The sequence below is a fragment of the Neomegalonema sp. genome (genome assembly GCF_028688855.1).
In the GTDB taxonomy this organism is placed as follows: Bacteria; Pseudomonadota; Alphaproteobacteria; order Rhodobacterales; family Rhodobacteraceae; genus Neomegalonema.
Genome location: NZ_JAQTXI010000038.1, coordinates 1 through 13,985, shown reverse-complemented (window position 1 = coordinate 13,985; position 13,985 = coordinate 1). Strand labels below are relative to the sequence as shown.

General features: G+C 69.4%; 10 protein-coding genes and 1 pseudogene. 5 read left to right on the top strand and 6 right to left on the bottom strand.

Annotation, left to right across the window (positions count from 1 at the left end; genetic code table 11):
• The 4 genes and pseudogenes from aceE to PHN62_RS16995 form a co-directional block, all read right to left on the bottom strand.
• Positions 1-764 (bottom strand): annotated as a pseudogene (gene aceE / locus PHN62_RS17010) (pyruvate dehydrogenase (acetyl-transferring), homodimeric type); the annotation flags it as partial.
• A complete protein-coding gene (locus tag PHN62_RS17005) occupies positions 761-1,435 on the bottom strand; it encodes an LUD domain-containing protein (protein ID WP_300152600.1) in 675 nt (224 codons plus the stop codon). The pseudogene aceE and the gene PHN62_RS17005, both read right to left, overlap by 4 nt.
• Entirely contained in the window at positions 1,432-2,868 is a 1,437-nt protein-coding gene (locus tag PHN62_RS17000; RefSeq protein ID WP_300152598.1) for a lactate utilization protein B, read from the bottom strand. Before PHN62_RS17000 ends, PHN62_RS17005 begins: the two co-directional genes overlap by 4 nt.
• Complete coding sequence (locus tag PHN62_RS16995; protein ID WP_300152596.1) at positions 2,865-3,635, bottom strand: (Fe-S)-binding protein; 771 nt, start codon at positions 3,633-3,635, stop codon at positions 2,865-2,867. Before PHN62_RS16995 ends, PHN62_RS17000 begins: the two co-directional genes overlap by 4 nt.
• Positions 3,636-3,950: 315 nt before the next feature.
• On the opposite strand from PHN62_RS16995, the gene PHN62_RS16990 reads away from it, so the two are divergent.
• The 5 genes from PHN62_RS16990 (at position 3,951) to PHN62_RS16970 (ending at position 10,856) form a co-directional block, all read left to right on the top strand.
• On the top strand, positions 3,951-4,763 hold the full coding sequence (locus tag PHN62_RS16990; RefSeq protein WP_300152594.1) for an FCD domain-containing protein: 813 nt from the start codon (positions 3,951-3,953) through the stop codon (positions 4,761-4,763).
• A gap of 137 nt (positions 4,764-4,900) precedes the next feature.
• Entirely contained in the window at positions 4,901-8,356 is a 3,456-nt protein-coding gene (locus PHN62_RS16985; RefSeq protein WP_300152592.1) for a pyruvate carboxylase, read from the top strand.
• A gap of 292 nt (positions 8,357-8,648) precedes the next feature.
• Entirely contained in the window at positions 8,649-9,194 is a 546-nt protein-coding gene (locus tag PHN62_RS16980; protein WP_300152591.1) for a DNA starvation/stationary phase protection protein, read from the top strand.
• Positions 9,195-9,306: 112 nt separating this feature from the next.
• Positions 9,307-10,278: a DUF4105 domain-containing protein gene (locus PHN62_RS16975; RefSeq protein ID WP_300152590.1), complete on the top strand. Its 972-nt coding sequence runs from the start codon at positions 9,307-9,309 to the stop codon at positions 10,276-10,278.
• Positions 10,279-10,337: 59 nt separating this feature from the next.
• Positions 10,338-10,856: a hypothetical protein gene (locus PHN62_RS16970; RefSeq protein WP_300152588.1), complete on the top strand. Its 519-nt coding sequence runs from the start codon at positions 10,338-10,340 to the stop codon at positions 10,854-10,856.
• Positions 10,857-10,871: 15 nt separating this feature from the next.
• Here PHN62_RS16970 and PHN62_RS16965 read toward each other — a convergent pair whose 3' ends face one another.
• Both PHN62_RS16965 and PHN62_RS16960 read right to left on the bottom strand, forming a co-directional pair.
• Positions 10,872-12,077 (bottom strand): VWA domain-containing protein, encoded by a 1,206-nt coding sequence (locus tag PHN62_RS16965; protein WP_300152586.1) that lies wholly within the window; start codon positions 12,075-12,077, stop codon positions 10,872-10,874.
• The coding region (locus PHN62_RS16960; protein ID WP_300152585.1) for a DUF5682 family protein at positions 12,074-13,985 on the bottom strand (1,912 nt) is incomplete at its 5' end. The genes PHN62_RS16960 and PHN62_RS16965, both read right to left, overlap by 4 nt.

Genomic DNA, 13,985 nt, shown 5'->3' with positions numbered 1-13,985 from the left:
ACGAAGATCAGGTTGTCGAGCTTCTCGCGCCCCGCGAGGCTGATGGCGCCGAGCGATTCCGGCTCGTCCATCTCGCCGTCGCCCATGAAGGCCCAGCCCTTGCGGTTGGCGGTCTGGGAGAGGCCGCGCCCCTCCAGATAGCGCAGGAAGCGCGCCTGATAGATCGCCATCAGCGGCCCGAGGCCCATGGAGACGGTCGGGAACTGCCAGAAATCCGGCATGAGCCAGGGATGCGGATAGGAGGAGAGGCCCTTGCCGTCCACTTCCTGACGGAAGTTCAGCATCTGGTCTTCGGTCAGGCGGCCTTCGATGAAGGCGCGGGCGTAGATGCCGGGCGAGCTGTGGCCCTGGATGAAGAGCAGATCGCCGCCATGGCCTTCATGAGGCGCGTTCCAGAAATGCGAGAATCCGGTGTCGTAGAGCGTCGCGGCGGACTGGAAGCTGGCGATGTGGCCGCCCAGCTCCGAGGATTCCTTGTTGGCCTTCAGCACCAGCGCCGCCGCGTTCCACCGGACGATCGACCGGATGCGATGTTCGAGCTCGCGGTCTCCGGGATGGGTCGGCTGATCCTCGGGATCTATGGTGTTGATGTAGGCGGTGTCGGCGGCGAAGGGGATGCGCGCTCCATTGCGCCGGGCCACCTGCACGGCGGCGGCGAGCAGTTCGTCGGCGCGGTCCGGACCGTCGAAGGCGATGACCGATTCGACCGCCTCCTCCCATTCCCGGATCTCGGCCGGATTCGTCGTCTCGCGGTCAGTGGTCATGGTCGAACCTCCTCCAGCCGCCCTTGGGGGCGATCTTCGATCAGGATGACGTGCAGGAAACGCGGGCCATGAGCGCCGCGCACATAGGAACCTTCGATATCCGAAGTGCCGCTGGCGCCCGTCATCAGGATGGCGTTGCGCGGCGGGAGTCCGGCGGAGGCCTCGGCGTGATCCTCGAGCCGCCCGAGGATCGTCGAGGCCCGCACCGCCAGGACCAGATGAAAGGGCAGGAACAGATTCAGGATCCGCGAATCCGGTCCCGATTCCAGAACCACGGAGCCGGTCTCCGAGATCCCCCGGCGCCCCGCCGCCAGAGCGACCGCCTCGTCCGGGGCGGCCTCGTGATGGAGGTCGAAGCCCGCCCAGCTCAGGGCGCGCAGCTCCTCCTGCGGCTGCAGGCAGAGCCGGAAGCCGAGCCGGTGCCTCGCCATGTAGCTCCGCAGCGCGGCGGGCAGGGCTCTGATTCCGTCGATGCGCTCGATGCTGGCGGCGAAGGCGGGGTCGTCGATCTTCGCGAAGAAGGCCTCCACCGGATCGGCGGGCGCCGGAGGCCGCGCCGGATCGAGGTCCTCCAGCAGGGCGGCGGCCTCCGCCACGATGAGGTCGGGCGCGGCGGGCGGCGCCTTCAGGGCCCGGCGGACGGCGCTCAGGATGTCTGCGCGGGCGCTCATGAACGACGCCCCGCCTTGTATTGCGCCATGAAGCTCCCGCCGCGCGGAGGCGTGGGGAAATCGCGCTGATCCGTCCAGGCGCCGAGCAGCGGAGCCTTCTCGATCCAGCCCTTTCTCCCGAAGATCCGCAGCACGGGCAGGGCGGCCTTCACCCCCAGCCGATAGAGCCGGGGCCGTTTCGCGACGAAGGCCCAGAGTCCGATTCCGGCCCGCACGGTGGTGGGCTCCAGCCCCTCGCGCCAGCTTCTGATGCGCCAGCCGCGCAGCAGCGTCGGGAGGGGGATCTTGACCGGGCAGACCTCGGCGCATTTGCCGTTGAGCGTGCAGGCCTGAGGCAGCGCGCGGGATTCCTTCAGCCCCTGGAGCACCGGCGTCAGCACGGCGCCCATCGGCCCCGGATAGACCCCGCCATAGGCGTGGCCGCCGATCTGGCGATAGACCACGCAATGATTCATGCAGGCGCCGCAGCGGATGCACCTCAGCATCTCCTCCAGCCCCTCGCCGAGCATCTTCGAGCGCCCGTTGTCCACGAGCACGATGTGCATCTCTTCGGGGCCGTCGAGATCGCCGGGGCGCTTCGGTCCGGCGTGGAAGGTGGTGTATTGGGTGATCTCCGCCCCGGTGGCCGAGCGCGCCAGCAGACGCAGGAGCGTCATGGCGTGGGCCAGAGTCGGGACGAGCTTCTCGATGCCCGCCGTGACGATGTGCACCCGCGGCGGCGTGGTGGTGAGTTCGGCGTTGCCCTCGTTGGTGACGGTGCAGACCGCGCCCGTCTCGGCGATGAGGAAATTCGCGCCGGAGATTCCCACATCCGCCCCGAGGAACTTGCCGCGCAGCACGCGCCGGGCGCTCTCGACCATGGAGGGCACGTCGTCGGGATCCTGAGGCGTCTGGTGATGCTCGGCGAAGAGCTCCGCCACTTGCTCGCGGGCGATGTGCATCGCGGGCCAGACGATATGCGAGGGCGGATCTCCGGCAAGCTGGACGATGTGTTCGGCGAGATCCGTCTCCACCCGCTCGATTCCGGCCTCGGCCAGAGCATGCGGGAGGCCGATCTCCTCGCCGAGCATGGATTTCGAACGCGTGGCCGAACGCGCCCCGGCCTGGCGGCAGATCTCCACCGTGATTCGACAGGCTTCGTCGGCGGTGCGCGCCCAGTGGACCTTCGTCCCCAGAGCCTCCGCCCGGGCGGCGAAGCTTTCGAGATAATGATCCAGATGCCGGAGGGTGTGGTCCTTGATGGCCGCGCCCCTGACGCGGGCGGCCTCGAAGCCGGGGAAGGCGGCGACGGCCGCGCCGCGTTTGGCCTCGGCGTTGCCGGCGGTGCGGTCGAGGGCCAGCTTGAGCCTCGGCGAGGCCAGAGCCTCCGCCGCCTGAGCCTTGAACCGCGCCGGACGACGCGTTTCGGGGTGAAGCTCGGGGGCGGCGCTCATGCGGCGCCCTCTTCGCCGAGGGCGGACGCCTTCTCGCCCCAGGCCAGGACTTCGGCGGCGTGGGTCACCCGGATCTTCGAGCCGCGCCGCCGCAGCTTGCCCGCCATGTTCATCAGGCAGCCGAGATCTCCGCCGAGCAGCAGATCCGCGCCGGTGCTCTCGATGTTGGCGGCCTTCTCGGTCGCCACGGCGTTGGAGATCGCGGGATATTTCACGCAGAAGGTCCCGCCGAAGCCGCAGCAGACCTCCGAGCCGGGCAGAGGCCGCATCTCCAGGCCCTTCACCGCCGCGAGCAGCTTGCGCGGCTGGGCCTTCACGTCCAGATGGCGCAGCCCCGAACAGGAATCGTGATAGGTCGCCGAAGCCGGAAGGCTCACGCCCTCGGGCCGCCATTTGCGCACGTCCGTGAGGAAGCTGAAGAGCTCCCAGGTCTTGGCGGCCATGGCCTCGGCCCTGGCGCGCATCGGCGAGCCCGGTTCGAAAAGCTCGGGATAATCGCGGATCGTCGCCGCGCAGGAGCCCGAAGGCGCCACCACATGCTCATGAGGCGCGAAGGCCTCGATCACGCGCAGGGCCATGTCCCGCGCGGCCTTCTCGTCGCCGGAGTTCCAGCCGGGTTGTCCGCAGCAGGTCTGGGCCATGGGGACTTCGACCGCGCAGCCTGCGCGCTCCAGCAGGGCGATGGCGGCGAAGCCCGTCTGCGGACGCATCGCGTCCACGAGGCAGGTGACGAACAGGCCGATTCTGGGCCGCTCCGCGCTGGTCATGCCGTCCTCCCCCCAGAGAGACGCTTGTTGCAAGGCGTCGGCGCCTGCTTCGGGCGCCCTTTGTCGTTCTTGGCCCAAGACAAGCCTAATCCGCGGTCTGGCGCAAGCTCCTTGGGCGGGAGAATCGCGTCCTGATCCGCGTTATTGGATAAATTTTTTGACCATGATTTTCAAGCGGTCGTTTTTATTTTCCTACAAAAAGATGACGGCGTTTTAAAAACCGCTGCTTTGCATTTGGGAAAATCGGGATTAGCCTCCCCCGGATGGACCCTGCTGCGACGCAGTGAAGATGGAGCCGGAAATGGATCTTCGGGCATGACCCTGCGGCCCTCCGTGAAGCCCGTGAAGCTCGCCGAGGCGGTGGCCCTCAAGCTTGAGGACCTCATCCGCGACGGCGCCCTGCGTCCCGGCGACCGGCTCGCTCCCGAACGGGATCTGGCGGAGAAGCTCGGAGTCTCAAGGCCTTCGCTGCGCGAGGGCATCCGGATTCTCGAACGCAGCGGCCTCCTCGCCCCCACGCCGAAGGGCGAGGGCGCCCGCGTGGCGGCCATCGGCGCGACCCTGGCCGATCCTCTGGTGAACCTGCTGCGCAGCCGTCCCGAATCCGCCTTCGACTACCTGGAGTTCCGCGGCGCCGTCGAGCCCATGGCCGCCGCCCACGCCGCCCAGCGCGCCGCCGAACCCGACCGCATCGCCGTCGCCCGCGCTCTGGAGCGCATCGAGGCGGCGCATCTGGCGGCCAATCCCTCCGACGAGGCCGACGCCGACGCCGCCCTGCATCTGGCCATCTACGAGGCCAGCCACAACGCCGTGCTGCTGCACGTCATGCGGGCTCTGGCCGAGATGCTGCGCGACAAGGCGCTCTACAGCCGGGATGAATTCTTCGCCCGCTCCGGCATGCGCGAGACCCTGCTCCGTCAGCCTCGCGAGATCGTGGCCGCCCTGCTGGCCCGCGACGCCGAGGCCGCCCGCCTCGCCGCGCAACGCCACATCGCCTTCACCGTCGAGGCTCTGGGCGAGATCCGGGCCGCCGAGGCGCGGCTCGAAGCCTCGCTGCGGCGTCTGGGCCGCGCGGGGCTCGCCGTCGAGGAGGAGCAGCCCGAGGGGCTCCGGCGGCGCGGCGACTGAGGTTCGACGACCCCCTGGCGGCTCCATGGGGCGCGAGGCGCTCCCGGAGCGCGAGGGGAGGGAGGCGCGGAAGGGGGTCGCCCGGCGCGTCAGACAGGTTTTCCGCGCCTCGCGCGCCAGAAATGGGGGGCCCAGCCATGCGCCAGTTTCAGAAGATCCTCATCGCCAATCGGGGCGAGATCGCCATCCGCGTCATGCGCGCGGCCACGGAGTTGGGCAAACGCACCGTGGCGGTCTACGCCGAGGAGGACAAGCTCGGCCTGCACCGCTTCAAGGCCGACGAGGCCTATCTGATCGGACAGGGGCTGTCTCCGGTGGGGGCCTATCTCTCCATCCCCGAGATCATCCGCGCGGCGCGGGCCTGCGGCGCCGACGCGATCCATCCGGGCTACGGCATGCTTTCGGAGAACCCGGAGTTCGCCGAGGCCTGCGCGGCGGCGGGGATCGTCTTCATCGGCCCCAGCCCGGCGGCCATGCGGCTGCTCGGCGACAAGGCGAGCGCCCGTCAGGCGGCGGAGGCGGCGGACGTGGCCACGGCGCCCGCCACCGACGTCCTGCCCGACGACATGGACGAAGTGCGCCGCATGGCCGCCGCGATCGGCTATCCGCTGATGCTCAAGGCGAGCTGGGGCGGCGGCGGACGCGGCATGCGCCCGATCTTCTCCGAGGCGGAGCTTGAAAAACAGGTGCTTTCGGGGCGCCGCGAGGCCGAAGCCGCCTTCGGCAACGGCGAAGGCTACCTTGAGAAGCTGATCCAGCGCGCCCGCCACGTCGAGGTGCAGATCCTCGGCGATTCCCACGGGACCATCGTCCATCTGCATGAGCGCGACTGCTCGATCCAGAGGCGCAACCAGAAGGTGGTCGAGCGCGCTCCGGCGCCCTATCTGACGCCCGAACAGCGCGCCGAAGTCTGCGGCATGGCGCTGCGCATCGCGCGGCATGCGGGCTACGAGAACGCGGGCACCGTCGAGTTCCTCATGGACGCCGACACGAACGCCTTCTACTTCATCGAGGTCAATCCGCGCATCCAGGTCGAGCACACCGTGACCGAGGAGGTCACCGGCGTCGACATCGTGAAGGCCCAGATCCGCATCGCGGAAGGCGGGCGCATCGGCGTGCTGGAGGAGACCGGCGTCCCGGCTCAGGCCGACATCCGCCTGAACGGCCACGCCATCCAGTCGCGCATCACCACCGAAGACCCGATGAACAACTTCATCCCCGATTACGGGCGGATCACCGCCTATCGCGGCGCGATGGGATTCGGCGTGCGGCTCGACGGCGGAACGGCCTATGCGGGCGCGGTGATCACGCGCCATTACGATTCGCTGCTGGAGAAGGTCACGGTCTGGGCGCCCTCGCCCGGCGAGGCCATCCGGCGTCTGGACCGCGCCCTGCGCGAGTTCCGCATCCGGGGCGTGGCGACGAATCTGGCCTATGTGCAGAATCTCATCAACCACCCGGATTTCGCCGCGGCCAGCTACACCACGAAATTCATCGAGGAGCATCCCGAGCTCTTCCATTTCGCCGCCCGTCAGGACCGCGCGACCAAGATTCTGAATTACGTCGCCGACATCACCGTCAACGGCCATCCGGAGGTCGCGGGCAGGCCCAGGCCTTCCGCCGCCGCGCTGCGGCCCGTCGCGCCCAAGGTCCCGGAGGGCGTCGCGCCGCCGCCGGGCTTCAAGCAGATCCTCGACGCCGAGGGGCCGAAGGCCGTCGCCGACCGGATGCTGGCCGAAAGGCGCCTGCTCGTCACCGACACCACCATGCGCGACGGCCATCAGTCCTTGCTCGCCACCCGCATGCGCACCCATGACATCGTGAAGGCGGCGCCGGCCTATGCGCACCGGATGTCGGGTCTGTTCAGCCTCGAATGCTGGGGCGGCGCGACCTTCGACGTCTCCATGCGCTTCCTGCAGGAGGACCCCTGGGAGCGTCTGCATGAGATCCGTGCGGCGGCGCCCAATCTGCTGCTCCAGATGCTGCTCCGGGCCTCGAACGGCGTGGGCTACACCAATTACCCCGACAACGTGGTGCGGCGCTTCACGCTCCAGGCGGCGGAGAGCGGCGTGGACGTCTTCCGCGTCTTCGATTCGCTGAACTGGGTCGAGAACATGCGCGTCGCCATGGACGCCGTGCTGGAGTCGGGGAAGATCTGCGAGGCCGCCATCTGCTACACCGGCGACATCCTCGACCCCTCCCGCGCCAAATACGACCTCGCCTATTACCGCCGCATGGCGAAGGATCTGGCGGCGGCGGGCGCCCATGTCATCGGCCTGAAGGACATGGCGGGGCTGCTGCGTCCGGCGGCGGCGAAGATCCTGGTCCGGGCGATCAAGGAGGAGACGGGCCTTCCGGTCCATTTCCACACCCATGACACCAGCGGCGTTTCCGCCGCCAGCGTGCTGGCCGCCGCCGAGGCGGGCGTCGACGCCGTGGACGCCGCCATGGACAGCCTCTCGGGCCTGACCTCGCAACCCTGCCTCGGCTCCATCGTGGCGGCACTGGCGCATACCGAGCGGGACACCGGTTTCGAGGCCTCCGTCATCCGCGAGATCTCCGATTACTGGGAGGCCGCGCGCGCGCAATACGCCGCCTTCGAGTCCAATCTCCTGAGCCCCGCCTCCGAGGTCTATCAGCACGAGATGCCCGGCGGACAATTCACCAACCTCAAGGAGCAGGCGCGCAGCCTCGGGCTGGCGGCGCGCTGGCACGAGGTCGCGGCCGCCTACGCCGAGGTCAACCAGATGTTCGGCGACGTCGTGAAGGTCACGCCCTCCTCGAAGGTGGTCGGCGACATGGCCCTGATGATGGTGGCGGGCGGACTCAGCCGCGCCGACGTCGAGAATCCCGACAAGGAGATCGCCTTCCCCGAATCCGTGGTGGATTTCTTCCGGGGCGGCGTCGGGCGTCCGGAGGGCGGCTTCCCCGAGGCTCTGCAACGCAAGATCCTCAAGGGCGAGGCCCCGCTCGCGGATCGCCCCGGCGCGCTCATGCCCCCCGCCGACATCGAGGCCCTGCGCAGGCAGGCCGCCGAGGCCATCGGCGTCGAGACCATCGGCGAGGAGGAGCTCTGCTCCTATCTCATGTATCCGAAGGTCTTCGTGGATTACGCGAAGCGCGCGCAGGACTACGGCCCGGTTTCGGCCCTGCCGACCCCGAATTTCTTCTACGGCATGAAGCCCGGCGAAGAGATCGGCGTGGAGCTCGAACGCGGCAAGACCCTGGTGGTCTCCTGCGTGGCGGAGGGCGAATCCGACGACGAGGGCTTCCGCCGCATCTTCTTCGAGCTGAACGGACAGCCGCGCACCGCCCGCGCTCCGGACCGCCATGCGCAGAAGAGCGTCGTGCGCCGCCCCAAGGCCACCGAAGGCGATCCGCGCCATGTGGCGGCTCCCATGCCCGGACTCATCGCTTCGGTGGCGGTCCAGGCGGGCCAGAAGGTCAGGACCGGCGACGCCCTGCTCTCCATCGAGGCCATGAAGATGCAGACCTCGCTGCACGCCGAACGCGACGGCGTGATCAAGGCCCTGCACGTGACCCCCGGCGCGGCGGTGGAGGCGAAGGACCTGCTCGTCGAATTCGAGGCCTGACCGGCTCCGTCGCGGCGCGGCCCCGGTCGGGCCGCGCCGTCCTGCGGAAATTTCCGCCCCGACCCATTGAAACCGCCCCGGTCCGCGACCTAATTGAAGCGCCTGGAGCGGAGTCTCCCCAGACGCCTTGCGGGCGCCCAGGCCGCCTTCCGGCGAGATCCTCGCCGTCGGATCCGCTCCCATTCCTGATTCCCCGGCGGGCGCCGCCCGCTCCGGCCTTCGGTTTCTCCGTGCGCTCCGGCGCGCGGAGCGGAGTCCGTCCGGCGGCCCGCGGATCGCAAGGACAAGACAGATGAGCAAGCTGGCCCTCAAGCCGCAGAAGGATTCCGGACTCAAGGCGCGTCAGGCCGCGCCCCTGCGCACGCCGAACGCCCTCGGCGAACAGGCCGTCAAGGACGCCTCCGCCGCGCTGAACGGCGTCCTCGCCGACGTCTTCGCGCTTTACCTCAAGACGAAGAACTTCCACTGGCACATGTCGGGGCCGCATTTCCGCGACTATCACCTGCTGCTCGACGAGCAGGCGGATCAGATCCTCGCGGCGACCGACGTCCTGGCCGAGCGTTCGCGCAAGCTGGGCGGCCTGACCCTGCGCTCCATCGGCGAGATCGCGCGCAACCAGCGCCTGCTCGACAACGACGCGGAGTTCGTCACGCCCCGCGACATGCTCGCCGAACTGGCCGAGGACAACCGCCGTCTCGCGGAGTTCATGCGCGGCGCCCACGAGCTCTGCGCCGAGCATGGCGACGTGGCCTCGACCAGCGTGCTCGAGATCTTCATCGACGAGGCCGAGCGCCGCGCCTGGTTCCTCTTCGAGACGACGCGCTCCAGCGAAGGCTGACGCGGGTCTTCCGCAAGAGGAGCCCCTCGCAAGAACGGCTTGCCTTGACGCCTGAAATCCGGAGACTCGCCCCTTCCCGCGAAGGGGCGGGCCTTCATTCCGGGAGAAGAACATGGCGGGCGCTTTGGGAACGGCGGCGCTCTGGATCGCCGCAGGGCTCGGGGCGCTCTGGACGGGGCTGGCGGTCTGGCATCAGGTCGCGACGCCCTGGCGCTGGCTGACTCTGGCGGGGGTGGTCCTGGCGCTGCTCCTGCTGCTGAGGCTCAATGCGGCGCGTCCGGCTCTGGCCTGGGGCGGGCTGCTGACGGCGGCGCTCGGCGTCGGGCTCTGGTGGGGGTCGATCCGCCCGAGCGATGAAGGCGACTGGCGGCCCGAAGTCGCGCGTCTGGCGCGGGTCGAGGTCGAGGGCGCGAAGATCATGATCCATGATCTGCGGAACTTCGCATGGCGCGCGCCGAACGACTTCGACGAACGTTGGGAGACCCGCAGCTATGATCTGGATCACCTGGATTCGGTCGATTTCATCAGTTCGGTCTGGGGGAATCCGGCCATCGCGCACACCTTCCTGAGCTTCGGCTTCGCTGACGGCGAGCGCGTCGCCTTCTCGGCGGAGGTGCGGCGCAAGAAGGGTCAGGTCTTCCGCGGCCTGGACGGAGCCTTCAAGCGTTTCGAACTGGCTCTGGTGGCGGCGACCGAAGAGGACGTGATCCGGCTGCGCACCCATGCGCGGGGCGAGGCGGTTTCGCTCTATCCCCTGCGGGTCTCGAAAGACCAGATGCGGGCGATGTTTCTGGCCTATCTCGGGCTGGCGGAGGAGCTGGCCGAGAAGCCGCGCTTCTATCACACGCTGCTGACCAACTGCACCACCGAGATCTTCCGTCTGGCGCGGATCGTGGCGCCGGGCGTCCCGCGCGACTGGCGGATTCTCGTCTCGGGCCATGTGGCGGACTACCTCCACGACCATGGCCTGATCGATCCGACGCGGCCCATGGCGGAGATCCGCGCCGAGGCCGCGATCAACGCGCGGGCTCTGGCGGCGCCGCCGGAGGCGGATTTCTCCGCCGCGATCCGGGCGGGCCGCTGATCGGGCCTTAACCTCCGGGCGGCAGGATGGCGGCAGGCTCCTGCAACAGAGACTCCGCCATGTCCGCCTCCTCCCGCCGCGACCTCCCCTCCATGTTCGAGACCATGGTTCAGATCGCGCCGCTCTTGCCGCGCGGCTCATGGCTGGGGGCGCTGATCCTGCTGCTCGTCTTCGCCTGGCGTCAGGTCCCTGTGGTCGAGGCGCTCGGCGCGGAGGGCCTGGTCAAGATCTCCGGCGGCGCGGCGGTCGGCTGGCTGGCCTTTCCCGCGCTCGGCGCCTATGTCCTCGGCTTCGTCTCGCTGCTGGATCCGGGGTTCGCCGGAGCGCGCCGCCCGCTCGCGCTGATCGTCTGCCTCCTGACCCCGCTCTGTCTGGCGCAGGGTTGGCTCTTCGGACCTCTGGCCGAGATGCGGGCCGCCAACGCCGAGGCTCTGGCGGCGGGGCTCGCGCCGGTCTGGGAGATGCGCTGGACGGATTCCGTGAGCTTCAAGATGATCGTCGTTCCGCCTCTGGGGCTGGTTGGCGCGATGTTCCTGACCCGCATCCATGAGGCGGCGGCGGCGCAGCGGGAGGCCTGATCAGGCCTCCCCTGATCAAACCTCCGCCGGATTCACCAGCTTGATGTCGGCTTTGGCGGCCCAGAGCCCCATGTCCTCGCGACGCAGGGCGCAGGCCATCATGTCGGGGAACTTGTCGGGCGTGCAGGCGAAGACCGGCGCTCCCAGAGCCGCCACCTGAGCCGCCATGTTCGGATCATAGCCCGGACGCCCCGTGTCGGTCAGAGCCAGCAGCACGATCACGTTGATCCCGAGGCCGATCATCCGCGACAGCCGCGCGAGCAGCTCCTTGGAGTTTCCGCCCTCGTAGAGATCGGTGATGAGGATGAAATGGGATTTCGTCGGGCGCTCGATGCGCTCGGCGCAATAGGCCACGGCGTGATTGATGTCCGTGCCGCCGCCCAACTGCACCCCGAAGAGCACCTCCACCGGATCGGACAGCATCTCCGTGAGGTCGAGAATCGCGGTGTCGAAGCAGACGAGCTTCGTGCGCACCACCGGCAGCGAGGCCATCACCGCCGCGAAGATCGAGGCGTAGACCACCGAACTCGCCATGGAGCCCGACTGATCCACGCAGAGCGTCACCTCGTCGAGATCCACGAGGCGCTTCTGACGCCGCTGGAAGCCGATCAGGGTCTCGGGCACGATGGATCTGTATTCGGTCTGATAATGCCGCAGATTGGCGCGGATGGTGCGGTCCCAGTCGATGTCGGCGTGGCGCGGACGGCGCGTCTTGCGCGAGCGGTCCACGGCGCCGCGGATGGCGTCGGCCACGCGGCGTTCGAGGCGCTCCATCAATTGCTCGACCACCTTGCCGATCACCTCGCGGGCGACGGCCTTGGTCTTTTCGGGCATCACGCCGCGCATCGAGACCAGATCCGCCACGAGGTTCACGTCGGCCTCGACCGTGGCGAGGAACTCCGGCTCCAGCAGCATGCTGCGCAGGCCCTTGCGCTCGAAGGCGTCGCGCTGGATGACCTGAACCACGGGCGTCGGGAAGTAGTTGCGGATGTCGCCGAGCCAGCGCGCCACGCGCGGCGCCGAGCCGCCGAGGCCCGCCTTGCGGCGGCCGGAGCCTTTTTCTTCGCCGTCGTCGCCATAAAGGGCGCTGAGGGCTTCGGAGAGGCGGCGGTCCTCCGCCCCGAGCTTCTCCTCCTCCAGACCCACCGCCAGACGCCAGCGGCGTTCGCGACGGCCTTCGCCGAGGTCTTCGGGGTCGAGAGGCTGAAGGTCTTCGGTCATGCGCCTTGTCCTCCGGAGAGAATGCCCAGGATCCGCGCTTCATGCGCAGGCCAGATCGCGGCGAGCTCCGGCGCGGGCGCGAGTCCCGTCGGGCCGCTCGGGGCCTTGCCGAAGAGCGCCGAGAACATCCTTCGGCGCTGCGCCGAATCCATGTCGGAGAAGACGCGCCGCATCAGCGGCAGGCTTTCGACGAAGGCCTCTTCTTCGAGGCCCATCAGCCAGCCGTCCACGGCGGCGCGCAGCGGCGCGTCATGGATGAGCCTTTGCGCGCCTCCGCCGAGGAAGAAGCCCTCGAAGAAGCCCGCCCCCCGCGCAGATCCACCCGGAGCCGATCCGCCCGGCGAAAGCGCCCGCTCCAGCCGCCGCGCGGTCTCCTCGGCGTCGAGGAGTCCGGCTTCGGAGAGGATCTGCGTCGCGGTTCCGGCGATGAGCGGCGTGGTCTCGGCGTGGTCGGCGGCCTCGCGGAGGGCCTTCAGCCAGACTTCGCGCGTCTCGGCGTCGATCTCCGCGAGGTTCAGCGCCTCCTCGGCGGCGCGGAGCCGGTCGCGGAAGTCGCGGGCGGCCTCGGAATCGAGATTGCGCGCCGAATGCGGAAGGCTCAGGGCCGCGCGCAGCGCCATGGCCCGGAGCAGCGTCTCCAGACGATCCGTCGCGAGCGCCCGCGCCCCGCCATAACGCAGGGCGTTGGCGAGGGGAGGCAGCGCCTTCATCAGCCCGAGGGCGTCGCCGGTTTCGGCGGCGCGGCGCTCCAGCACCTCGACGCCCCGCGCGGCGGCGGCGGGCGCCTGGATCACCAGGGCCTGCATCACCAGATCCGCGAGGTCTGAGAGGTCCTGCGCCTCCTCGAAGCGCTCCATGAGCCGCCCCGCCGCGGCCTCCGCCACGGTGGAGCCCCAGGCCAGAGCCTCGACCAGACGCACCGCGAAATCCGGCTCCCAGCGCAGACGCCAGTTCTCGCGGAAGGTGCCCCGGCTCTTGCCCGAGCCCTCCAGACGGCCCCATGGAACATCGAGGACGTTCAGCCGATGCAGCAAGGTCGAGCGGGCGAGGCCGCTGTCGGTGCGCAGATCCACCGGAAGATCGCGGTCCAGAGCCTCGGGCTTGAGCTTGAGCGCCTTTTGCTGGCGCTGGAGATCGGCGATCAGCGGCGTGAGCGGCGCGTCTCCGGGGATCTCGCCGACTTCGGCGCCGATGAGCAATTCCTCGGCGATGAGGTCCCATTGCTCGCCGAGCCCCTCGCAGAGGCAGGCCACGGCGGCTTCGCGCATCTCCTCGAAGCCGGGCGTGGGGCGTCCGCGCAGGACCGCCAGCGCCGTCGAGAGCCGCAGGGCCTCGATCACCGAAGCCGTGGAGATCACGCGCCCTTCCGCGCGCAGAGCCGCCGCGATCTTCGCGACCCATGCGGCGTCGGCCCTGCCGGGCGGAGATTCCCAGACATGCCGCAGCCAGCCCGGCGCCTCGACGCCCGCCCCATAGCCCCGGCTGAAGGCGAGGCGGGCGGAGCTCCAGGGGGCCCAGGCGGCGGCGGTCTTGCGTTTCGGCGCCTTCGGAACCAGCGCCTTGTCGGTCTTCTGGGAAGAGGCCTTCAGCAGCGCCGGGACATGCCAGGCCCCGCAGACCACCGCCACGGGCTTTCCTTCGGCCGCCTTGACCGCCTCGGCCATGGCGAGCCGCATATGCGCCTCGCGGGCGGCTTCATGGGCGTCGGGCGGAGGAGCGGCGGCCCGCAGGGCGCTCATGGCTTCGGCGATGGCCTCGAAGATCGGGCCGGGCGCCGGATTCTGCTCGATGAGGTCTTGCCACCAGCTTTCGCCGTCCTGATAGCCCGCCGCCTCGGCGAGCGCGCCGATGGGATCGCGGCGGAGCTTCAGGGCCTCCGGGTCAGGCTCGGCTTCGGCGGGAGCCGTC